This window comes from Streptomyces sp. UC4497 (genome assembly GCF_054871485.1).
Genome location: NZ_JBTYHB010000063.1, coordinates 1 through 21,191 on the forward strand (window position 1 = coordinate 1; position 21,191 = coordinate 21,191).

Below are 21,191 nucleotides of genomic sequence, written 5' to 3' on the forward strand. Positions count from 1 at the left end.
ACGGAAGATCACGTTGGCCGCGCCCTCCGCGCCCATCACCGCAATCTCGTTGGTCGGCCAGGCATAGGTGAGGTCCGCGCCGATGGACTGCGAGTCCATGACGATGTACGCGCCCCCGTACGCCTTGCGCAGGATCAGCGAAATCCGGGGCACGGTGGCATTGCAGTACGCGTACAGCAGCTTGGCGCCGTGGCGGATGATGCCGCCGTGCTCCTGGTCGACGCCGGGCAGGAAGCCGGGGACGTCGAGCAGCGTCACGATGGGAATGCTGAAGGCGTCACACAACTGCACGAAGCGGGACGCCTTTTCACTCGCCCCGATGTCGAGCACACCGGCCAGGACCGAAGGCTGGTTGGCGACGATGCCGACGACCTGGCCGTCGAGCCGGGCCAGGGCGCAGATGATGTTGCGCGCCCAGCGCTCGTGGATCTCCAGGTAGTCGCCGTCGTCGACGAGCTCCTCAATCACCTTGGTCATGTCGTACGGGCGGTTGCCGTCGGCGGGCACCAGATCCAACAGCACCTCGCCACGCCGGTCCACGGGGTCGTCGTTGGCCACGCGCGGGGGTGCCTGCCGGTTGTTCTGCGGGAGCATCGACAGCAGGTAGCGGACCTCGGCGAGGCAGGTCTCCTCGTCGTCGTACGCGAAGTGCGAGACACCGCTCGTCTCCGCGTGCACGTCGGCGCCGCCCAGGCCGTTCTGGGTGATCTCCTCACCCGTGACCGCCTTCACGACGTCCGGGCCCGTGATGAACATCTGCGAGGTCTCGCGGACCATGAACACGAAGTCCGTGAGCGCCGGGCTGTAAGCCGCGCCGCCCGCGCACGGGCCGAGCATCACGCTGATCTGCGGGATGACGCCGGACGCCCTCGTGTTGCGCTGGAAGATGCCGCCGTAACCGGCGAGCGCCGAGACACCCTCCTGGATGCGGGCGCCCGCGCCGTCGTTCAGGGAGACCAGCGGCGCACCGGCCGCGATGGCCATGTCCATGATCTTGTGGATCTTCGTGGCGTGGGCCTCGCCCAGCGCCCCGCCGAAGATCCGGAAGTCGTGCGCGTAGACGAAGACCGTGCGGCCCTCGACCGTGCCCCAACCGGTGATGACACCGTCGGTGTGCGGCTTCTTGGCCTCCAGGCCGAAGCCGGTCGCCCGGTGCCGGCGCAACTGCTCGACCTCGTTGAACGAACCCTCGTCCAGGAGCAGCTCGATACGCTCGCGCGCCGTCAGCTTCCCCTTCGCGTGCTGGGCCGCGGTCGCCTTCTCACTGGGCCCGGCCAGTGCCTGCGCACGGATCGCGTGCAGTTCCGCCGTGCGGCCGTGCGCACCGGACCGCTCGGCGTCGGAGCGCGCAAGAGTGGTCGTCATCGCCATGTCAGATCCTCTCCCGGGACTGGACCGAGGCGGCCCGGGCCCGGATACGCACGTGAACGTTAACAAACCGCTTGCGCGGTTTAAAGGTGATCACCTTGAAGATCACTTGAACCGCGACATCAGCACCAGCTGCCGGGCGGCACGAAGCCCCGAGGCGTTTCCCACCCGGAGGAACAGAAGTCCTCCGTGGCCACCTCCGCCGCTCCGCGCGCACGACCGATCATCAGCAACACCGCTGTCAGAGCTGCGAGTTCGGCCTCGTCGGCCGCACCCCTCTCGATGCGCAGCAGCGCGGTTGTCCCCTTGTTCACCGGCAGTCCTCCTCACCCGCGACAGTGAGGCCACCGTGCGGCAGCAAACTCGAGAACCGCTCCGGCCTCCCTGGAGGGACGGACCTCCACCCCTTGAGAAGCGCGGCAGCCACCCTTGATCCGCACAACCACGGCCACCTGGGGCGATCCGCCCACGCCCGCCGCCGGGCGAGCCCGCGACCTGGAGGTTCCGGGTCCATTTCCCGCTGAGATGTTTTCGAGGAAGCCTCTGGAAATAAAACCGGGTGGTCAGTATCTTCCTGTCATCGGCGAGCACACCAGCCGCCATCAGGCCCACGCGCCCAGGGGGAAGCATGTCTGTGACCACGTTCCGCACCGAGCCGCCCGTCACCGCCGCGCCGCAGGCAACCATCGGGCAGCCCCTCCGGGCGATGGACCTCCGCTTCCCGACCCTGACCACGACCGTGCCCAAGGAACTGGTGCACCGGGCGAGCGTCGCCGAAGTACTGCTGACCGGCTGGCGCCGGATCGACGACACCCACTTCGCGGTGTCGGGCCAGTGGCCCCGCGGGCACAGCTTCTTCAGCCCCGTACAGGAGCGCCACGACCCGCTCATCGTCGCCGAGAGCTTCCGGCAGGCCGCCATCCTGCTCGCCCACGCGGAGTTCGGCGTCGAACTCGACCAGCACTTCCTGATGTGGGACATGAGCATCGACGTCCGGCCCGAGCACCTGAGCGTCGGCTCGGCCCCCGCCACCGTGGAACTCGACATCACGTGTCACGACGTCACCTGGCGGCGCGGGAAGCTGGCCGGGATCCGCTACGAGGCGACGTTCCGCCGCGACGGCCGCATCGTCGCCACGGCGGGCGGCTCCTGCACCTGCACCTCACCCGCGGTCTATCGGCGGCTGCGCGGGCGCCAGTTGGACGAGCCCGGCGCCCCCCTGCCGCTGAGCGCACCCATGGCGCCCCAGAACGTGGGCCGCACCTCACCCATGGACGTGGTCCTCTCCCCCACCGAGCGGCCCGCGCGGTGGGTGTTGCGCTCGGACACGCGCCACCCCGTGCTCTTCGACCACCAGGGCGACCACGTGCCCGGCATGGTCCTCCTGGAAGCGGCCCGCCAGGCCACGGTGGCCACCCTCGGCCAGGGCGCCTTCCCCCGGTCGATGGCCAGCCGGTTCCTGCGCTACGTGGAACTGGACGCACCGTGCGTCGTCGAGGCCTCCCCGCTGCCCGACGGGCCCGCGGGGCCCCAGGTCCTGGTGTGCGCGCACCAGGACGGAGAGAGCGTGTTCACCGCGACCGTGACGGCCGACGTGCCGCTCGCCTGACCGGGCGGGACGCCGGCCGCTCCTCACGCGATAGCGGCCGGCCCCCGTTCACATCGCGCGAAAGGCGTCCAAGTGGTCGGCGGCCCAGGTCCGGTAGGTGCGGGCCGGCCGGCCGAGCAGCGTCGGCAGGGCCGGGTCGACCGCCACCTTGGCGTCCCGGCCCTGCCGCGACGCGCTCTCGATCAGCGCCTCGACCACGGCCGGGGGATGGCGGCGCGCCCACCGCTCGCGGGCGTCGTCGTCCGAGAGCTCCCCGATGACCACCTCTCGCCCCAGTTGGGACGCCAGCTCCGCGGCCTGCTCGGTCGACGTCAGGGGCCGCGGCCCCGTCAGCGTGTACGCGCGGCGGTCGTGCCCGTCCCGCGTCAGGGCCAGCGCCGCGACCTCGGCGACGTCCCGCGGGTCCACGCACGCGTTGCGGCCCGACGGGGCCAGGACGCGAACCGTCCGCCCGGTTCTCACTTCGGGGGCCCACGCCAAGGTGTTGGACATGAAGGCACGCGGCCGCAGCAGCGTCCACTCCAGGCCCGAGCCGCGCACCGCCTCCTCGGTCGCGCGCTGCCACCGGGTGATCGCGTCGACCGCCGCCGCGTCCGTGACGGAAGCCGCCGACAGCTTCACGATCCGTCCGACCCCGGCCGCGCGCGCGGCCTTCAAGAAGGCGCCGTCGTCGTCGTGCGTGACCCGGTTGGTCACGAGAAAAGCACTGGTCACCCCCTTGAGCGCGGCTTCAAGGGAGGCACTGTCGGCGTAGTCGCCGATCGCCACGTCGACCTGCGGCGGCACCGCCCCGAGCCTGGCAGGGTCACGCACCAGGGCACGCACCGGATGTCCGGCGAGGGCCGCCAGGACCTGCCGCCCCATGACGCCGGTGGCTCCCGTCACAACAATCACGATGACCTCGTTTCCGGCGCACGGCCTTCACGGAGCCGTCACATCTCAGGGATGCGGGGCTGCCGGTCGATGACGTACGCTCACAGAATACAAACTGGACGGTTTTTTTAGTGGTGCCTCAGGGGCACGCGTAAGGAGAGCGGACATGGCGATGCAGGACCGCGCGATCCGCACGCGACAGGCGATCCTCTCCGCGGCCGCCGTCGTCTTCGAGGAACGGGGCTACCAGGCAGCCACCATCAACGAGATCCTCGCGGCGGCCGACGTGACGAAGGGCGCCCTCTACTTCCACTTCCAGTCGAAGGAGCATCTCGCCCAGGGTGTGCTGTCGGCGCAGGACGGTGACATGTCCGTCCCCCGCGCCTGCAAGGTGCAGCAACTGGTCGACATCGGCATGCTGCACGCCTACCGGCTGCAGACCGATCCGATCGTCCGGGCCGGGGTGCGGCTCTCGCTCGACCAGCAGGCGCTCGGCCTCGACCGCAGCGTCGCCTTCGAGCGCTGGGCCGAGTCGATCACGCAGACCCTCGACGCCGCCCACGCACAGGGTGAACTCCTCCCCCACGTGCAGCCGAAGGAGACCGCCGGTGTGATGGTGGGCTCGTTCGCGGGCGTCCAGGCCATGTCCCAGGCACTGTGCGACTACCAGGATCTTCAGCACCGCATCTCCGTCCTGCTGCGCCACCTGCTGCCCAGTGTGGCGCTGTCCTCCGTGCTCGCCTCCGTCGACCTCGCGGACGGGCGCGGGGAGAAGGTCTTCACGGAGCTGCAGGAACTGCGGGAACAGAGTCAGCGGGAGTCCGTGTCCGCGGCGGCCGGCTGAGTGTGTCCGCGGGGCCGGCCACCGCTTCGCGCCCCGGCCCCAGCCAGGACCTCAGCACGCTCTCCAGCGATCCACCGCCGGCCGCCCAGGCGACGTATCCGTCCGGCCGCAGCAGGACGGCGTCGCTGGTGATGCCCGCGGCCGGTTCGGCCCGCACGACGCTCACCGCCCCGGGCCAGGCGCGGGCGGCCCCGGCGTACTCGGCTCCCCGCTCCCCCAGCAGGAGCAGGAGCAGCCGGCCCGACCCGCGCAGCAGCCGGATCACATCGGTGGGGCCCTGCACCGTGCGCAGGGCAACGTTCGGCAGGAACCTTCCCTCGAAGGCCGACGCGGGGGCCGCCCCGTACGGCAGCAGCGTGTCCTGCGCACTGACCATGGCGCTCAGCCCGCTCTCGGACTCGGCCATCAGGAGATTCCCGATCAGCGTGCGCAGCGGGTCGAGTTCGCTGCCCGGCCGCATCAGGGCGAGCTGGGCCCGCGTGTTGTCCACGACCCGCTGGGCCGCCGGTCTTCGCTCCCGGTCGTAGGAGTCCAGCAGCCGCTCGTCCGCCTCCGCGTGCACCGTCAGGGCCAGCTTCCAGCCCAGGTTCACCGCGTCCAGAAGACCGGTGCTCAACCCCTGGCCCCCGATGGGGAAGTGCACATGCGCCGCGTCACCGGCCAGCAGGATCCGCCCTATGCGGTACGTCTGCGCCAGGCGTGCGAAGTCGCTGAACCGGCTGAGCCAGCGCGCGTCCGCGAGCCGGATCTCCCGCCCGGCGATGCGGGACACCTCCGCGCACAGCTCATCGGCCGTGAGTTCCTGATGCCGATCCTCGTGCGGCGCAAGGCAGTTGAGGGTCCTCAGGTGCACGAACCCGTCCCCCGCGTTCTTCACCACGAGCCAGCCGCGGCGGGTGCGATGCCAGCCGGGCACCAACGCGCCGGGGTCCACGAGCCGGGCGTGCCCCATCATCGCCGACGCGGTCGCCGGATACGACCGGCTGCCGAAGCCCGCGAGTTCACGCACGGTGCTGCGGGCGCCGTCGGCGCCGACCACGTACTGGGCGCGCCAACTCAGGCGCCCCTGAGGGCCTTGCGCGTGGATGCGCACCGCGTCGTGCTCCTGACGGATGGCCGTGACGGACACCCCCCGCAGAACACGGGCCCCCGCCGCGCGCGCCCGCTCCTCGAAATGCCGTTCCAGGTCCGCCTGGGGGCATTTGAGCACCGGTTCGGGCTCGCCGTCGGGCGCCGTGATGGCCAGCCCCGGGATACCCGCGAAGTGGAAGGGCGACGTGCGCGCACCCTGCGAGGACGCCAGCCCGCCCAAGTGCCCCCGCCGCACCAGGCACTGCACCGAACGGGCATGGAGCGTGGTGGCCTTGGGCCTCGACGACACCTCGGTACGGGCCTCCACCACGAGGGTCCGCACCCCCGACGCCGCCAGTTCCGCGGCCAGACACAGCCCCACCGGCCCCCCGCCGACGATGGCCACCTGCACATGCGTACGACTCACCACACGCCCCCCTGACGCTGGCGTTCGCCAGCAACGCCTGTGAGTGCAAAATAAACCGGTTGGATGGTTCTTTTCAATGGCATGGAGCAGACCAGGCACCGGCAGGCGGCCGAACACCGAAATGCCGGCCGCCGACGGGTCAGTTCACGTGCCGGTTCACGTGCTAGTTCACGCCCCGCTCCAACCCGTCCCAGTACGGCTCGCGCAGCTTGAACTTCTGGATCTTCCCGGTGGCCGTCCGCGGGATCGAGTCCCGGAACTCCACGCTGGTCGGCGCCTTGTATCCGGCCATCCGCTCCTTGCAGTGCGCGACGATCTCCGCCTCCGAGACCGACTCGCCCTCCGCCAGGACCACCAGGGCCTTGATCGTCTCGCCCCACTTCTCGCTCGGCACCCCGATCACGGCCACCTCGGCCACCGCCGGGTGCCGGAAAATCACGTCCTCCACCTCGATCGACGAGACGTTCTCGCCACCGGTGATGATCACGTCCTTCTTCCGGTCCGAGATCGTCAGGTGGCCGTCCTCCTCGTCGACCGTCCCGCCGTCGCCCGTGTGGAACCAGCCGTCCTCCAGGGCGACTTCGCTCTCCTCGGGCTTGTCCCAGTAGCCGTCCAGGACCGTGTTCGACCGGGCCAGCACCTCGCCCGTGCCGGAGACGTCGAGCTTCACCCCGAGCGCGGGCAGTCCCGCCCGCGCCAGCTTCCGCGCCCGTTCCTCACCGGGCAGGTGCGCGTCGTCCGGGCGGGTGCGGTTGAACGTCAGCAGCGGGGACGTCTCCGTCAGGCCGTAGATCTGCGTGAACTCCCAGCCCAACTCCTCCTCCACGCGCTGGATCAGCCTGCTCGGCGGCGGTGCGCCCGCGCACACGACCCGCACCCGGTCCCGGCCAGGCACCGGCCCCCGCCAGTCCACCGCCGCGTCCAGGACCGCCTTCCACACCGCCGGCGCCCCGCACATCAGCGTGACCCCGTGCTCGTCCACCCGGCGCAGGATCTCCGCGCCGTCCACCTTCCGCAGCACCACCTGCTTCACGCCCAGGCCGGCCATCACGTACGGCATGCCCCAGCCGTTGCAGTGGAACATCGGCAGCGTGTGCATGTAGACGTCCCGCTCCCACACCCGCGTGTGCAGGCCGAAGGTCAGGCCGTTGACCCAGATGTTGCGGTGGGTCAGCTGCACGCCCTTCGGGCGGGCTGTCGTGCCGGACGTGTAGTTGATCGTCGCCGTCGCGTCCTCGTCCGGCGCGGACCACGGGCGGGGCTCGACACCGAAGCGCATCAGCTCCGTCTCCGTCTGCTCACCGAGCACGAAACGGTGTCGCGCCTTGACGCCCGACAGCGCTCCGTCCAGTTCCGGATCGACCAAGAAGACGGACGCGCCGCTCTGCCGCGTCATGTACTCGACCTCGTCCGGCTTCAGACGGAAGTTGAGCGGCACACAGATCCGCCCGCTCATCGGGAGCGCGAACAACAGCTCAAGGAGGCGGGCCGAGTTGTGGCTCGCCACCGCCACCCGCTCCCCCTCCCCCACGCCCAGCGCGTCGAACCCGGCCTGCCAGGCCCGGACCCGCTCGGCGAACGTCCCGTACGTCGCCGTGGGGACGGCGGGCGCGGGCTGGCTCGGCTCGTCCACCACGCCGACGCCGTCCCGGAAGCCGAGCTCCGCCCGCTCCAGGAAATCCGTGATGGTCATGGGTACACGCATCGTCGTCGCCTCTTCACAGTCGTACCGTCGCGGGCCGTGTCTGCCATCGTGTAGGGAGTGACACAGGTCTCACCACCCCCATACGGGGGTGAACGGTGCGCGGCGAGGTGATGGACGGTGGGCGCAGGAACGGCCGAGGCGGTCGAGATGCGGGCTGCTCTGGTGCGGCTGCGCCGGGGCACGGGGCTTCCCGTGGCGTTCGGCGGGCTGACCACCGGCGCGTCGCAGGTGCGGATCGCCGAACTCAGCGGGGCGGCGACCGATTCGCTGCGCGGGCTCGGCGTGGTGGCGGGCAACGGTCTGGGCGGCAAGGCGCTCGGCCTCGCCAGGGCGTGCGCCGTCACCGACTACCAGGGCTCGCGGCACATCAGCCACGAGTACGACGCCCCGGTCGCGGCCGAGGGCCTGCACTCGGTCCTCGCGGTGCCCGTCGTCGTACGGCGCCGGGTGCGGGGCGTCCTGTACGGGGCGCTGCGCGCGGCCCGGCCACTCGGCGACCGGGCGCTCGACGCGGCGATGGCGGCGGCGCGGGACGTGGAGCAGGCGCTGGTGGTGCGCGACGAGGTCCAGTCCCTGCTGGCCGTGGCACGGGCCCCGGCCGCCGGGGACGCCGGGGCGTGGGAGGAGATCCGGGAGGCGCACGGGGCGCTGCGAGCGCTCGCGCCGAAGCTCGTCGATCCCGGGCTGCGGGGCGAGTTGCTCGCGGTGTGCGGCAAGTTGGCCCTGGCATCGGATCCGGTGCGCCCCGCGGAGGCGCCGGTGCGGCTCACGCCGCGCGAGGTGGACGTGCTCGCGTGCGTGGCGGCGGGTGCGACGAACGCGGGGGCGGGCGAGCGGCTCGGCCTGCGCCCGGAGACCGTGAAGGGGTATCTCCGCTCGGCCATGCGGAAGTTGGGGACGCACACGCGGGGAGAGGCCGTGGTGGCGGCTCGGCGGGCGGGGCTCTTGCCGTAGGGGTGACGGCGGGCCGATGGTGGGGCCCGGCGGTTGTCAGTGGCGTGGGCTTCAATGGTCTGCGTGGGGATCTGCATGCGGTTCTGCGTGCTGTGAGGGACGAGGCGGGAGGGGGCGAGGGCCATGGCGGGCATGGTGTCGATGGACCGGTATCTGGCGTTCGCGGCGATGTCGCTGCTGGTGATCGTGGTTCCGGGGCCGAGCGTGCTGTTCGTGATCGGACGGGCGCTGGCGCACGGGCGGCGTACGGCGGTGGCGACGGCGCTCGGCAATGTCGTCGGCTCGTACCTGCTGGTGGTGGCGGTGGCGCTCGGGATCGGCGCGCTCGTGGAGCGGTCGGCGACGCTGTTCCTGGCGGTGAAGCTGGCGGGCGCGGCGTACCTCGTGTACCTGGGCGTGCAGGCGTTCCGGCACCGGCGCGACCTGAAGGCCTCGGACATCCGGGGCCCGGCGGGACCACCGCGCGGCGATCTGCGCACGGTGGCCGATGGAGTGCTCGTGGGGATCACGAACCCGAAGGGCATCGTGTTCTTCGCGGCGGTGCTCCCCCAGTTCGTGAACCACGACGCGGGTCATGTCAGCACGCAGATGCTCCTGTTGGGCCTGATCCCGATCTCCATTGGCCTGGTCACCGACACACTGTGGGGGCTCACGGCGTCGGCGGCGCGCACCTGGTTCGCGCGCTCGGACCGGCGGCTCTCGATGATCGGCGGGACGGGCGGCTTCGCGCTGATAGGCCTCGGCGTGACGGTGGCGGCGACGGGCCGCGCGGACTGAGGAGCGCGTACGGCCCCGGTTCAGGTGCGGACGGTGCCGAAGTCCACGGTGACCGGTCCCGGGACTTCCAGGACGGCGGCGGTGCGCTCCGCTTCGGCGACGAGTTCGTCCCGCTGGACGCGCGTGAGCTTCCGGAAGGGTTCGAGGGTGAGCGCGCTCCCCGCGTCCCCGTTCTCCTTCAGGGTCCACAGCCCGGCCAGGAAGCCATCGACGAGGAACGTCAGGTAGGCGGTGTTCACCTGCCAGTTGCGGCCCCGGTCGGCCTCGTGGATCACGCGGGTGCGGTCGGCGTGCGACAGGAGGAGGTTGTCGAACTCGGCGAGCAGGCGCGGCGGCGCGGGTGTGTCCTCGTCGGGGCGGGGCGCGTCGGGCAGGTCGAACAGCTCGACGCCGTGTTCGTCGCGGAAGGTCACGAGCCGGGGCCGCAGCCGCTCGAAGGCCTCCTTGGTCCGGGTGATGCCGGCCCACTGCTGGAAGTCCTTCACCGAGGCGGGCCCGAAGGCGCCGAGGTAGCGCAGGATCGTGTCGTCCGGGGCGGGCGTCGGCTCGGTGGTCCTGCCGAGCCACTGCTCGGCGGTGGTCAGCCGCACCCCGCCGCTGCGCCGCCACAGGCCGCGCGGTGTGACCTGGACGAGGGGAAGGCAGCCGCGGGCCGCGATGGTGAGGGCCTGCGGGTCGGCGTCGGGCCAGTGCCCGAGGAGCAGCTCCCGGATCTCCTTGGGGGTGCGCGGCTCCTCCTCGACGTAGCGCCGGGTCAGGTCGGTGAGCCGGTCCAGGTCGACGCCGACGAGGCCCCTGCGGAACATCCGCAACTCCCGGTCGCGGGCGGGCTGTACGAGGGGGCGCAGCGTCATGCAGTCGTCGGCGGTGTGCATATGGATGGTGGAGCGCATGGTGACGAGCCGGGCCACGCGGCGCTCTTCCAGGGCGGTGGAGAGGGCGGCGGGGATGAAGTCGGCGAGGCGCGCGGCGAGCGCGAGATACGGCGGTCTGACCTCCTGCGCCTGCAGCCCGACCAGCCGCCCGATGGCGTCCTCTGCACTCAACGGACTCCGCTCGAGGAGGAGTTGCCGCTGCAGGGTGGCGCGCCCCAGGGCGCGGGCGGTCATCGGCTTCGTCGTCATACGGGGAAGGTAACGGGGAATTAGGTCGGATGCCGTCCGCGATGCGCTGCACCGTGACGTCACCTTCGCTGGTTACGCTGCCGGGGACCCAGGCAGCGTAACCATGGAGGGAGGCGGCGATGCCACGACGGCAGGGACGAGCCGACCGGAACGAGCACGGTGGGGCGCGCCGCTACTCCTGGCGCCGTTCGACCGACCAGGCGCCCCCGCCCGCCGATCCGTCGACCGCGCCCGCGACCGCGCCGGCGCCGCAGGACCAGGACACCGTGGTGAACGCGGCGCTGTACCGGGACGGGGTGCGGGTCGCGACGCCGGAGACCCTCACGGACACCTACCGGCAGCTGCGCGAGAAGCCGCGCACGATGGCGTGGATCGGCCTGGCCCGCCCCTCCGACTCGGAACTCAAGTCGCTGGCAGCCGAGTTCGACCTGCACGACCTCGCGGTCGAGGACGCGCTGGAGGCGCATCAGCGCCCGAAGCTGGAGCGTTACGGCGAGACCCTCTTCGTCGTCCTGCGCGCGGCCCGCTATCTGGACGCGCAGGAGGAGGTCGACTTCGGCGAGCTGCACGTGTTCGTGGGCCCCGACTTCGTCATCACGGTCCGGCACGGCGCGGCCCCCGACCTCTCGGCGGTCCGTCGCCGCATGGAAGCGACCCCCGACCTGCTCCGGCTCGGCCCGGAGGCGGTCCTCTACGCCATCCTGGACGCGGTCGTCGACGGCTACGCGCCCGTGGTGTCCGGCGTCCAGAACGACGTCGACGAGATCGAGACGGAGGTCTTCTCCGGCGCCCCCGCCGTCTCGCGCCGCATCTACGAACTCTCCCGGGAAATGGTCGAGTTCCAGCGCGCGACCCGCCCCCTGGTCGGCATGCTGCACGCCCTGATGGCGGGCTTCGCGAAGTACGGCACGGACGAGGAGCTCCAGCGCTACCTCCGTGACGTCGCCGACCACGTCACGCACACCAGCGAACGCGTCGACTCCTTCCGCCAGGCCCTCGCCGACATCCTCACGGTGAACGCGACCCTGGTCACCCAGCAGCAGAACGCGGAGATGCGGGCCCTGGCGGAAGCCGGCTTCGAGCAGAACGAGGAGATCAAGAAGATCTCCTCCTGGGCCGCCATCCTCTTCGCCCCGACCCTCGTCGGCACGGTCTACGGCATGAACTTCGACCACATGCCGGAGTTGCACTGGGTGCTCGGGTACCCGCTCTCGATCGCCCTGATGGCCACGGTCTGCGTCAGCCTGTACTTCATCTTCAAGCGCCGCGACTGGCTCTGAGGCGTCTCACGCCATGAGGTGACCGATGTCCTGAGGGTCCAGACCGGTCAGCCGGGCGATCCGTTCGGCGGGAACTCCTGCCGCAAGCGCCCGGTGCACGAGCGCCTCCCAGCCCTGCGTCGCCTGCCGGAACTCCAGCAGTTCGCTCTCCATGTCCGTGACCGACTGCGGGGCACACTCCTGCTCGACCCGCAGGGTTTCCTCCTCGCTCAGCGGAACGGGCAGGTGCTCCGCACCCTCGGGCAGGAAGACCTTCGCCTGCGCCGGAAGGATCCTGACCTGATCCGACGTCACCGAGACGCCATGCGCCTTCAGCCACCCGCGTACGGCAGGCGTCTCGGCGCACTCCAGGTCGCCGACGGCAGCCAGCGGAGCCCCCAGCCGAGGCCGGCGGTCCGGAAGAAGAAACAGGTACGCGTCATCGGACATCTCGCAGAATCGCCTTCTCGATCGAACCTCAGCGGGCTCACTGATGCTACCTACGAGGACGCCCCCACCGCCGCAGCGACGGCTCCACCGATGGCCTTTGAACCGGCCGCGTTGGGGTGCAGTGGGGCGGCGACGTGGGTCGGGATCAGGCCTTCGAGGTAGCGGTCGGCGGGGGCCGCGCAGCTGTCGTGGCCGACGCCGAGGGAGTAGGTGTCCACGAACGTCGCTCCGTGTGCCCGAGCCGTCTTCTTCAACGTGGCGCCGAGGTGGTTGACCGTGTTCTGGATGTAGGTGGCGTCGACGTCCCAGATGGGCTGGGTGGGGAAACAGCCGCCGGGGCGGATGTAGTTGCCGTATCCGATGACGAACACGTCGGCGTTGGGGGCCAGTTCGTCGACGCGGTCCAGGGTGGCCGCGAACTTCGGTGCCCAGGCGTCGATGTCGGACTTGAGTGTGTCGACGCCGCCCTTGGTGTACGCGGCGGCGCAGCTGCTGCCGAGTGGCTTGGCCGCGACGTTGACGCAGCGGAGGGTCGCGGCGACCAGGTTGGTGTCGTTCCCGCCGATGGTGAGGGTGACGACGTCCGTGTCCTCGTCGAGGGCGTCGAATTGGGGTGCGGTTCCCGGGTGTTGGGCCTTACTGAAGTCCTCGGCGGTGGCGCCCGAGCAGCTGACGTCGGTCAGCTTCGCGCCGAGCGCCTTGGCCGCGATGTGCGGGTAGTCGGCCAGCGAACGCAGACACAAGAGGTTGGAGGTGTCGGTCGGGAGTACCAGCGGGGCGGCGGCGTACGAGTCCCCCATCGCCACGTAGTCGAGGGGGTCGGCGTCCGCGGCCGTGGCCGTGGGGACGGCGGCGGGAGTCGCCAGGGCGGATACGGAGATGACGGCTGTCAGCACGGCGCGCGAACGGGAGGACACGGGGCTCCTTCGGGGTGGGTGGTGGTGCGCGCGAGCGCACCGGTGGACGCGGTTCTCGCCCGGCGGCAGACAGGCGGACATGCCGTTTACCGGCCGGTAAGTTTGTGGTGGGATACATCATGTCGGCGCACTGGCTCCCCGCTTCCGGTCGGGAGAACAGCGTTTCGCGAGGTGTTTTGTGGCTGCGTACAAACCCGACGTCATCACCGTCGGCGGCGAAGACCTCCAGCACTACCTCCTGAGCTCCCTGCACCGGCTCCAGGGGGAGGTCGTGGAACGGCTGCGGGTGCGGCTCCCCGTCTACGGGACGCTTCCCGCCGAACAGCTCACGGGCGACGTCACGCGCATGGTCCGGCGCGGGATCAACGGCTTCGCCCAGGTACTGGCCGACGGCACGATGCCCGGCCCCGAGCAACTCGCCGAGCTGAGCGGCTCGGCCGCGCGGCGCGCCGAGGAAGGACTGCCCGCCGAGGCGGTGGTGGCCGCCTACTTCCTCGGCGCCCGCCTGTGCGTGGACGAGGTCGCGGCCAGGGCGCGCGGCGAGGACCTGGCGGCTCTCACCACGCTGCACCGGCTGATCCTGGAGTACCTGCAACTCGTCACCACCGCCGTCACGGCCGGCTACCTCCAGGAGATGCGGTCCACGGCCGGAGAGCGACACAGCGCCCAACAGCTGTTGCTCAACGCCCTGTTGGAGGGCCGGGCCGACACGGCGACCGCGGGCGGGGCCGGCCTCACCCTGCCGCCCGGCTACCTGGTCCTCTCCCTGTCCCTCGCCCCGCACCCTGACGAGCGGGCCCCCGACGTCGACCCGGCCGTCGCCGCTCAGCGCAAGCTCCGCCGCGTACGCACCGAACTCGACCTGCACACCCGAGGTGCCGCGCTCACCTCACTCACCGCCGACGGCGGAATCGCCCTGCTGCCCTGCGAGACCGATCCCGACGGCCTCACCCCGGCCCACTGGGACCACACCGCACAGCTGACGACCCACCTCGAGCGGGCCGCCGGCAGCCCCGTGCACGCCGCGGCCGTCCCCGCGCTCCCCCGCGACATCCCCGAGGCGTGCCCCGTCGCCGCCGAACTGACCCACATCGCCACCGCCTCGGCCCGGCCGCCCGGCCTCTACCGGCTGGAGGACCTGGCCATCGAGTACCAGCTCTCCCGGCCGGGCCCGGCCCGCGACCACATGGCCCGGCTCCTCGACCCCCTGCACGGCCACACCGACCTGCTGCTCACCCTCAGCACCTACCTGCGGCACGACGCGGACCGACGCCGCACGGCCCAGAACCTCAACGTGCACCCCAACACCGTGCTCTACCGGCTGCGTAGGATCACCGCCCTGACGGGCCTGGACGCCACCCGCCCCGCCGACGTACCCACCCTCCACGCCGCACTCACCTGCCGTACGCTGCGGCAGGCCCCCGACACCGGGCACCACTGAGGCTGCCCCGCACCCGAGAGGTATCCGTATGGCCGGCGAGATCGTGATCGCGCAGACCACCATCGACGACGAAGAGCGCGCGAAGGGCTTGGCTCGGGGAGCCGTCGGGATGCGGCTGGCGGCGTGCGCCCACATCGACGCGCCCATCAGCGCGGTCTACCGCTGGAAGGGTGCGATCGAGACCGACCGGGAGTGGCGGGTCTCCTACAAGACCACCGTTGACCGGCTCCCGGAGCTGGAGGCCTGGGTGGCGAACGAGCACACGTACGACGTTCCCGAGTGGATCACCCTGCCGGTTACCGGAGGGTCCGACGCGTACCTCTCCTGGGTGGTCGAAGAGACGCACCCGCAGTAGCGGGATCCGGCAGCGCTCAGAGGTGGCCGTCCAGGAGCTTCCGTACCTCGGCAGTGCTCATGGGCCCCGCGCCGTGCGCCACCGCCTCCCCGTCCTTCAGCAGGACGCAGGACGGGGCCCCGGCGATCCCGTATCGCTCGGTCGCGGCCGGACAACGCGTGATGTCGGCGCGGACGACCGTCAGGCGGTCCTCGCACTCGTCGGCGATGCCACCCACGACGAGGTCCATCACGCGGCAGGGCTCGATCGCCTTGGGCCACGTCCCGGTGAAGTACGCGAGGACCGGAACTCCGCTCATCCCGAGGATGAAATCGAACTCCGCGTCCTCACGGGGTCGGTGAACCCGCTTCGTCATGGAAGCCCCTAGCCTCACTTGCTTCACGTTCCGTCCCCATCATCCCCCGCGTCGTCCCTCGCGCAGACCGACCGCCAGCGTCAGCTCGAGGACCCGCTGCGGCGACGCGAGATCCGGAAACAGCTGCCGCAGCTGCGACATCCGGTACCGGACCGTCTGTGGATGGACGAACAACGCCGCCGCCACCTCGTCCCGCCTGCCCTGGTGCAGCAGCCACTCCCGCAGCGTCTCCTCAAGGCGCCGCGCGGTCGCGACGGGCAAGGCCCCGAGCGGTGCGAGGGCCCGGGCCCGCAGGTCCGCGAACGCGTCCGCGTCGGCGCTCAGCACCAGCTCCGGCAGGTGGTCCTCGGTGTCGTGAATGTCCGGGGAGAGGGAGCGCGCGCGTACGGCTCGTGCGTACGAGGCGGACGCCCGGGCCCACGGCCGGGCCGGGCCGACCACGGCGGTGCGGCCGGTCAGCTGCCGCAGGAGATGCGGCCGGTCGGCGTCGGGGACGAGCAGCACACCAGTGGCGTCCGGCAGATCGTCGAGGACGAGGGTGCTCGGGTCGAGCGTGCGGTAGGCGGGCCGGGTCTGGGCGGCGGGCAGCAGGACCGCGGTCAGCGATTCCGGAGGCTGCCACCCGGCCAGTTGAACGGAGGCGAGCAGCACGTCCGGGCTCGCGCCGGCGAGGAGGTCGCGGGCCAGATGTTCCAGGTGGCGCTCGTGGGCCCTGCCCCGGGCGGCCAGTTCGTCGGCGTGGCCCGCGGCGCTCGCGGCGGACAGCTCGTCGATGTAGGCGAAGGTGAGCTCGGCGAACTTGGCGACCTCGGCGGCGGGCAGCCCTGCGGGTACGGCACCCGCCGCCAGGCATCGCCAGGCCACGCGGGCGCCGACGCGGTAGGCGCTGAGCAGGGCGTCCATCGAACGGCCGTCGCGCACCTCGCCGCGGCCCAACTCGTAGGCCGCGTCCCCGCCGTTGCCGCCCGTGACGTTCCCGCTCGCGAGGTCCAGGTAGTGCCCCAGGGCAGTGCGGACGGCTCGGCGGATGGTGCCGCCCATGCTGCCCGAGAGGGCGTTGGCGTAGGAAGGGACCTCGTCGATGATCGCCTGGACGATCTCGTCGGCGGTGGCCCTCAGCTCGGCCCGCAGTGCGGTGACCGTCGTCTCGTCCAGGGCCAGTTCGCTGGCCCTCCGGATTGCATGGTTCACGTTTTTGTTCCCTGCGAACAATTCAGCCTGCCAGATTTACGTCCTGCGGTCAGGACTTTACGCCCTGAGGCACAGCAGGCTGGAGCCATGACGAGTACAGCCCTTCGTAGCAGGGCTTGGAAACTGCTGGAAATGGTCACGACGCCGCTGCTGCCGTCGGACTACCTGGACCTGGTCAGCCCGCTGCGTGCGGGCGCCGACCTGCGCGGGCGCATCGAGGCCGTGCACCCCGAGACGGATGACGCCGCGACCGTCGTGATCAGGCCGGGCCGGGGCTGGCGCGGCCACAGAGCCGGTCAGTACGTGCGGATCGGGATCGACGTCGACGGGGTGCGCCTGTGGCGTGCCTACTCCGTCACCTCGCCGACCGACCGCCACCGACAGGACGGCCGCGTCACGATCACCGTGAAGGCGATCCCGGACGGCAAGGTCAGCAACCACCTGGTCCGCAGGGCGAAACCGGGCACACTGGTCCAACTCGACCAGCCGACCGGTGACTTCGTGCTGCCGCAGGCCAAGCCCGCCAAGGTGCTCTACCTGACGGCCGGCAGCGGCATCACGCCCGTGATGGGCATGCTGCGCGACACCGAGTTCGACGACGTGGTCATGGTCCACTGCGCGCCGCGGCCGCAGGACGTGATCTTCCGCGACGAACTGCACGACCTGGCCGCGGAGAAGAAGCTGCGGCTCACCGAGGTGCACACCGACACGGACGGCACGCTCGACATCGCCCGCCTCGACGAACTCGTCCCCGACTGGGCCGAGCGCGAGACCTGGGCCTGCGGGCCCGCGGGCCTGCTCGACGCCGCCGAAAAGCACTGGAGCGAGCACGGCGTCCCTGAGCGCCTGCACACCGAACGCTTCCGCCCCGGCATCGTCGTCACCGGCGACGGCGGCGAGGTCACGTTCAGCGCCACCGGCAAGGCCGTCGACGCGGACGGCGCCACGCCGTTGCTGGACGTCGGCGAGGAGGCCGGCGTCCTCATGCCCTCCGGGTGCCGCATGGGCATCTGCTTCGGCTGCGTCACGCCGCTCAAGGCGGGCGCCGTCCGCGACCTGCGCACCGGCGAGATCACCGAGGCCGAGCCCGGCGTCCTCATCCAGACCTGCGTGTCCGCCGCGGCGGGCCCCTGCGACATCGAACGGTAGGAGTACTTTGACCGCCATCGACCCCACCGCCCACCTGTCCGCCGAGCAGATCGAGGAGCTGGGCCGCGAACTCGACGCGATCCGCGACGAGGTGATCGCAGGACGCGGAGAGAAGGACGCCGCGTACATCCGCAAGGTCATCTCGGCGCAGCGCACGCTCGAAATGGTCAGCAGGGGCGTGCTGTTGTTCTCGATCTTCCCGCCCGCATGGCTGCTCGGCACCGCCGGTCTTTCCGTCGCGAAGATCATGGACAACATGGAGATCGGCCACAACATCCTGCACGGCCAGTGGGACTGGATGCGGGACCCGAAGATCCACTCCACCACCTGGGAGTGGGACCACGTCTCGCCGTCCGACCAGTGGAAGCACTCGCACAACGAGCTGCACCACACGTACACCAACGTGATCGGCAAGGACAACGACCTCGGCTACGGCATCATGCGCGTCGACGAGGACCAGAAGTGGCACCCGTTCCACCTCGGCCAGCCGCTGTGGAACTTCCTCAACGCCTGTTTCTTCGAGTACGGCATCGCGGCGTACGACCTGGAGCTCGGCAAGAACCTGCACAAGCGCCGCCGCAAGAACCCGGAGTTCCGCGAGCGGGCCAAGGCCGTGGGCCGCAAGATCCGCAAGCAGGTGCTCAAGGACTACGTGATCCACCCGCTGCTCTCGGGCCCGTCGTTCCTGCCCACGCTCGGCGCCACGTTCACCGCGAACCTGGTCCGCAACATCTGGTCCCACTCGGTGATCATGTGCGGGCACTTCCCCGAGGGCGTCCAGGTCTTCGAGCGCCGGTCGATCAAGGGCGAGACGCGTGGCCAGTGGTACCTGCGCCAGATGATGGGCTCGGCGAACATCAGCGGCAGCAAGGCCATGCACTTCATGACCGGCAACCTGTCGCACCAGATCGAGCACCACCTGTTCCCCGACCTGCCGAGCAACCGGTACGCCGAGGTCGCGGTGAAGGTGCGCGCGCTGTTCGAGAAGTACGAGCTGGAGTACGTCAGCGGGCCGCTGCCCAAGCAGGTGTTCTCCGCGTGGCACAAGGTCTTCCGGCTCTCGCTGCCGAACAAGAAGACCGAGGTCGAGACGCCGGACCGCGAGCGGGAACTCGTCGCGGCCTGAATGCCGGTCAATATCTGTGACCGCGATACGAGAGTTTGGTTCGCCGCGCTGACAGCGTGTTTTCCGTGACGAGTAGAGCGAAACTATTCACCACCCGCGGACCCACTTACGCGTGCTACTGTCGACTCCAGTTGCAGTTGTGGTTCCCAAAAACTTCAACGCTTCCTTCGGTGAATTCAACCGAAGGAAGCGTTTTGTATTTCCGGTTCATTTTCCGGTCGGGGCATCATCTCGGCGACCCGGTATCCGTGGCTTACGGGTTCCGGCGTGCAGCCCCAGAGGAGATATGACATGGCATCCGGCACTGTGAAGTGGTTCAACGCGGCCAAGGGTTTCGGCTTCATCGAGCAGGACGGTGGCGGCGCCGACGTGTTCGCCCACTTCTCGAACATCGCCGCCCAGGGCTTCCGTGAGCTTCTCGAAGGCCAGAAGGTCACCTTCGACATCGCGCAGGGCCAAAAGGGCCCGACGGCGGAGAACATCGTTCTCGCCTGACTCTCGCGCGTTCACCGCAGGACAAATCTGCTGCCGCATTCCATCCGGCCCGTTCTTGCAATTCCCCGCGCTGTTGTTCTGCCGCGAGAATTCCTTGATGCGTGCCGTATCAAGGAAGGTTCTGAATGAACCCCTCGCGTACGAACAATCGCTCCGCCCGCCCCGGCGGCCGCTTCGGCTCGACCGCCGCTCCGCGCCGTTCCGGAGGGCCGAGCCGCACCGGCGGCCAGGGCCGACGGCCCGCGGCGGTGCAGGGCGAGTTCGCCCTGCCCAAGACGGTCACGCCGGCGTTGCCCGCCGTCGAGGCGTTCGCCGACCTCGACCTGCCCGAGCAGCTGCTGGCCTCGCTCACCGCGCAAGGCGTGAGCACCCCCTTCCCGATCCAGGGCGCGACCCTCCCCAACACCCTCGCGGGCCGCGACGTCCTCGGCCGCGGGCGCACCGGTTCCGGCAAGACCCTCGCCTTCGGCCTGGCCCTGCTGGCCCGCACCGCCGGACAGCGCGCCGAGCCCGGACAGCCGCTGGCCCTGATCCTGGTGCCGACGCGTGAGTTGGCACAGCAGGTGACCGACGCGCTCACGCCCTACGCCCGCTCGGTGAGGCTGCGCCTGGCCACCCTCGTCGGCGGCATGCCGATCGGCAGGCAGGTCAACACGCTGCGCCGGGGCGCCGACGTCGTCGTCGCGACGCCGGGGCGCCTCAAGGACCTCATCGACCGGGGCGACTGCCGGCTGAACCAGGTCGCGATCACCGTCCTGGACGAGGCCGACCAGATGGCCGACATGGGCTTCATGCCCCAGGTCACCGCGCTCCTGAACCAGGTCCGTCCCGAGGGCCAGCGGATGCTGTTCTCCGCCACCCTCGACCGCAACGTCGACCTGCTGGTCCGCCGCTACCTCACCGACCCGGTCGTCCACTCCGTCGACCCGTCCGCGGGCGCGGTCACCACGATGGAGCACCACGTGCTGCACGTCCACGGCGCCGACAAGCACCGGACGACGACCGAGATCGCCGCGCGCGAAGGCCGGGTGATCATGTTCCTGGACACCAAGCACGCCGTCGACCGGCTGACGCAGGACCTGCTGGACAGCGGGGTGCGGGCCGCCGCCCTGCACGGCGGCAAGTCCCAGCCGCAGCGCACCCGTACGCTGACGCAGTTCAAGACCGGACACGTCACCGTGCTCGTGGCCACCAACGTCGCCGCCCGCGGCATCCACGTCGACAACCTCGACCTCGTCGTCAACGTCGACCCGCCCACCGACCACAAGGACTACCTCCACCGCGGCGGCCGTACCGCGAGGGCCGGGGAGTCCGGCAGCGTCGTCACCCTGGTCACCCCCAACCAGCGCCGTGGCATGACCCGCCTCATGGCCGCCGCCGGCATCGTCCCGCAGACCAGCCAGGTCCGCTCCGGCGACGAGGAACTCAGCCGGATCACCGGCGCCCAGGCCCCCTCGGGCATTCCCGTGAAGATCACCGCGCCGGTGGCCGAGCGGCGTCCGCGCGGCCGCGGCACGTCCTCCCGCGGCCGCCGCAGCACCGCAGCAGCGGACCGGCGCGCAACCGCACGCCGGTCCTCGATCAACGCCGCGGCCTAGGGTCTGTCGTTTGGATCAGGCCGGGCTCGCGGGGCCCGGCCCGCACCAAAACACACACCCCAGAAACCGCCGGAAACCCCCAGGTGCCGGGGGGGGGGCCGGC

General features: G+C 70.8%; 21 protein-coding genes. 11 read left to right on the forward strand and 10 right to left on the reverse strand.

Annotated elements, in window-relative coordinates; all coding sequences use genetic code 11:
• The coding region (locus ACYSUO_RS41360) for an acyl-CoA carboxylase subunit beta (protein ID WP_461781362.1) at positions 1–1,365 on the reverse strand (1,365 nt) is incomplete at its 3' end.
• Between the two features lie 125 nt (positions 1,366–1,490).
• Positions 1,491–1,682 carry an acyl-CoA carboxylase epsilon subunit gene (locus tag ACYSUO_RS41365; RefSeq protein ID WP_461781363.1) on the reverse strand — a complete coding sequence of 64 codons (192 nt, stop codon included), beginning with the start codon at positions 1,680–1,682 and terminating at the stop codon, positions 1,491–1,493.
• Between the two features lie 314 nt (positions 1,683–1,996).
• Between ACYSUO_RS41365 and ACYSUO_RS41370 the strand changes: the two genes are divergently transcribed.
• On the forward strand, positions 1,997–2,977 hold the full coding sequence (locus ACYSUO_RS41370) for a ScbA/BarX family gamma-butyrolactone biosynthesis protein (protein WP_461781364.1): 981 nt from the start codon (positions 1,997–1,999) through the stop codon (positions 2,975–2,977).
• 48 nt (positions 2,978–3,025) lie between these two features.
• Here the strand turns inward: ACYSUO_RS41370 and ACYSUO_RS41375 are convergent, their stop codons facing one another.
• The gene (locus ACYSUO_RS41375) at positions 3,026–3,871 is read right to left on the reverse strand and encodes an NAD(P)H-binding protein (RefSeq protein ID WP_461781365.1); all 846 of its coding nucleotides are present in this window, start codon (positions 3,869–3,871) and stop codon (positions 3,026–3,028) included.
• 145 nt (positions 3,872–4,016) lie between these two features.
• Here ACYSUO_RS41375 and ACYSUO_RS41380 point away from each other — a divergent pair, with 145 nt between their 5' ends.
• Positions 4,017–4,694 (forward strand): ScbR family autoregulator-binding transcription factor, encoded by a 678-nt coding sequence (locus tag ACYSUO_RS41380; protein ID WP_461781366.1) that lies wholly within the window; start codon positions 4,017–4,019, stop codon positions 4,692–4,694.
• Here ACYSUO_RS41380 and ACYSUO_RS41385 read toward each other — a convergent pair.
• Complete coding sequence (locus ACYSUO_RS41385) at positions 4,630–6,192, reverse strand: FAD-dependent monooxygenase (RefSeq protein WP_461781367.1); 1,563 nt, start codon at positions 6,190–6,192, stop codon at positions 4,630–4,632. The genes ACYSUO_RS41380 and ACYSUO_RS41385 overlap by 65 nt on opposite strands.
• A 163-nt stretch (positions 6,193–6,355) precedes the next feature.
• Entirely contained in the window at positions 6,356–7,897 is a 1,542-nt protein-coding gene (locus ACYSUO_RS41390) for an AMP-binding protein (RefSeq protein ID WP_461781368.1), read from the reverse strand.
• A gap of 147 nt (positions 7,898–8,044) precedes the next feature.
• Here ACYSUO_RS41390 and ACYSUO_RS41395 point away from each other — a divergent pair, with 147 nt between their 5' ends.
• On the forward strand, positions 8,045–8,851 hold the full coding sequence (locus ACYSUO_RS41395; protein ID WP_461781380.1) for a helix-turn-helix transcriptional regulator: 807 nt from the start codon (positions 8,045–8,047) through the stop codon (positions 8,849–8,851).
• A 132-nt stretch (positions 8,852–8,983) separates the two neighbouring features.
• A complete protein-coding gene (locus ACYSUO_RS41400) occupies positions 8,984–9,628 on the forward strand; it encodes a LysE family translocator (protein WP_461781381.1) in 645 nt (214 codons plus the stop codon).
• 20 nt (positions 9,629–9,648) lie between these two features.
• Here ACYSUO_RS41400 and ACYSUO_RS41405 read toward each other — a convergent pair whose 3' ends face one another.
• Complete coding sequence (locus tag ACYSUO_RS41405; protein WP_461781369.1) at positions 9,649–10,752, reverse strand: winged helix DNA-binding domain-containing protein; 1,104 nt, start codon at positions 10,750–10,752, stop codon at positions 9,649–9,651.
• A gap of 119 nt (positions 10,753–10,871) precedes the next feature.
• Here ACYSUO_RS41405 and ACYSUO_RS41410 point away from each other — a divergent pair, with 119 nt between their 5' ends.
• On the forward strand, positions 10,872–12,032 hold the full coding sequence (locus tag ACYSUO_RS41410) for a magnesium and cobalt transport protein CorA (protein ID WP_461781370.1): 1,161 nt from the start codon (positions 10,872–10,874) through the stop codon (positions 12,030–12,032).
• 6 nt (positions 12,033–12,038) lie between these two features.
• On the opposite strand, the gene ACYSUO_RS41415 is transcribed toward ACYSUO_RS41410, so the two are convergent.
• Positions 12,039–12,461, reverse strand: a complete 423-nt coding sequence (locus tag ACYSUO_RS41415) for a DUF6003 family protein (RefSeq protein ID WP_461781371.1) — start codon at positions 12,459–12,461, stop codon at positions 12,039–12,041.
• Positions 12,462–12,511: 50 nt separating this feature from the next.
• Positions 12,512–13,378, reverse strand: coding sequence for an SGNH/GDSL hydrolase family protein (locus ACYSUO_RS41420; protein WP_461781372.1), 867 nt, complete (start codon positions 13,376–13,378; stop codon positions 12,512–12,514).
• A gap of 178 nt (positions 13,379–13,556) precedes the next feature.
• On the opposite strand from ACYSUO_RS41420, the gene ACYSUO_RS41425 reads away from it, so the two are divergent.
• Both ACYSUO_RS41425 and cutA read left to right on the forward strand, forming a co-directional pair.
• Entirely contained in the window at positions 13,557–14,819 is a 1,263-nt protein-coding gene (locus ACYSUO_RS41425; RefSeq protein ID WP_461781373.1) for a PucR family transcriptional regulator, read from the forward strand.
• A 28-nt stretch (positions 14,820–14,847) separates the two neighbouring features.
• A complete protein-coding gene (gene cutA / locus ACYSUO_RS41430; protein WP_461781374.1) occupies positions 14,848–15,174 on the forward strand; it encodes a divalent-cation tolerance protein CutA in 327 nt (108 codons plus the stop codon).
• A gap of 16 nt (positions 15,175–15,190) precedes the next feature.
• Here the strand turns inward: cutA and ACYSUO_RS41435 are convergent, their stop codons facing one another.
• The gene (locus ACYSUO_RS41435; protein ID WP_461781375.1) at positions 15,191–15,529 is read right to left on the reverse strand and encodes a thioredoxin family protein; all 339 of its coding nucleotides are present in this window, start codon (positions 15,527–15,529) and stop codon (positions 15,191–15,193) included.
• Between the two features lie 39 nt (positions 15,530–15,568).
• A complete protein-coding gene (locus ACYSUO_RS41440; protein WP_461781376.1) occupies positions 15,569–16,720 on the reverse strand; it encodes a helix-turn-helix domain-containing protein in 1,152 nt (383 codons plus the stop codon).
• A gap of 87 nt (positions 16,721–16,807) precedes the next feature.
• On the opposite strand from ACYSUO_RS41440, the gene ACYSUO_RS41445 reads away from it, so the two are divergent.
• From ACYSUO_RS41445 to ACYSUO_RS41460, 4 genes are all read left to right on the forward strand, one after another.
• Positions 16,808–17,869 carry a ferredoxin reductase gene (locus ACYSUO_RS41445; RefSeq protein WP_461781377.1) on the forward strand — a complete coding sequence of 354 codons (1,062 nt, stop codon included), beginning with the start codon at positions 16,808–16,810 and terminating at the stop codon, positions 17,867–17,869.
• A 7-nt stretch (positions 17,870–17,876) separates the two neighbouring features.
• Complete coding sequence (locus tag ACYSUO_RS41450) at positions 17,877–18,995, forward strand: fatty acid desaturase family protein (protein ID WP_461781378.1); 1,119 nt, start codon at positions 17,877–17,879, stop codon at positions 18,993–18,995.
• 291 nt (positions 18,996–19,286) lie between these two features.
• Positions 19,287–19,490: a cold-shock protein gene (locus ACYSUO_RS41455; RefSeq protein WP_447032552.1), complete on the forward strand. Its 204-nt coding sequence runs from the start codon at positions 19,287–19,289 to the stop codon at positions 19,488–19,490.
• 125 nt (positions 19,491–19,615) lie between these two features.
• Complete coding sequence (locus tag ACYSUO_RS41460; RefSeq protein ID WP_461781379.1) at positions 19,616–21,088, forward strand: DEAD/DEAH box helicase; 1,473 nt, start codon at positions 19,616–19,618, stop codon at positions 21,086–21,088.
• Positions 21,089–21,191 lie beyond the last annotated feature (103 nt).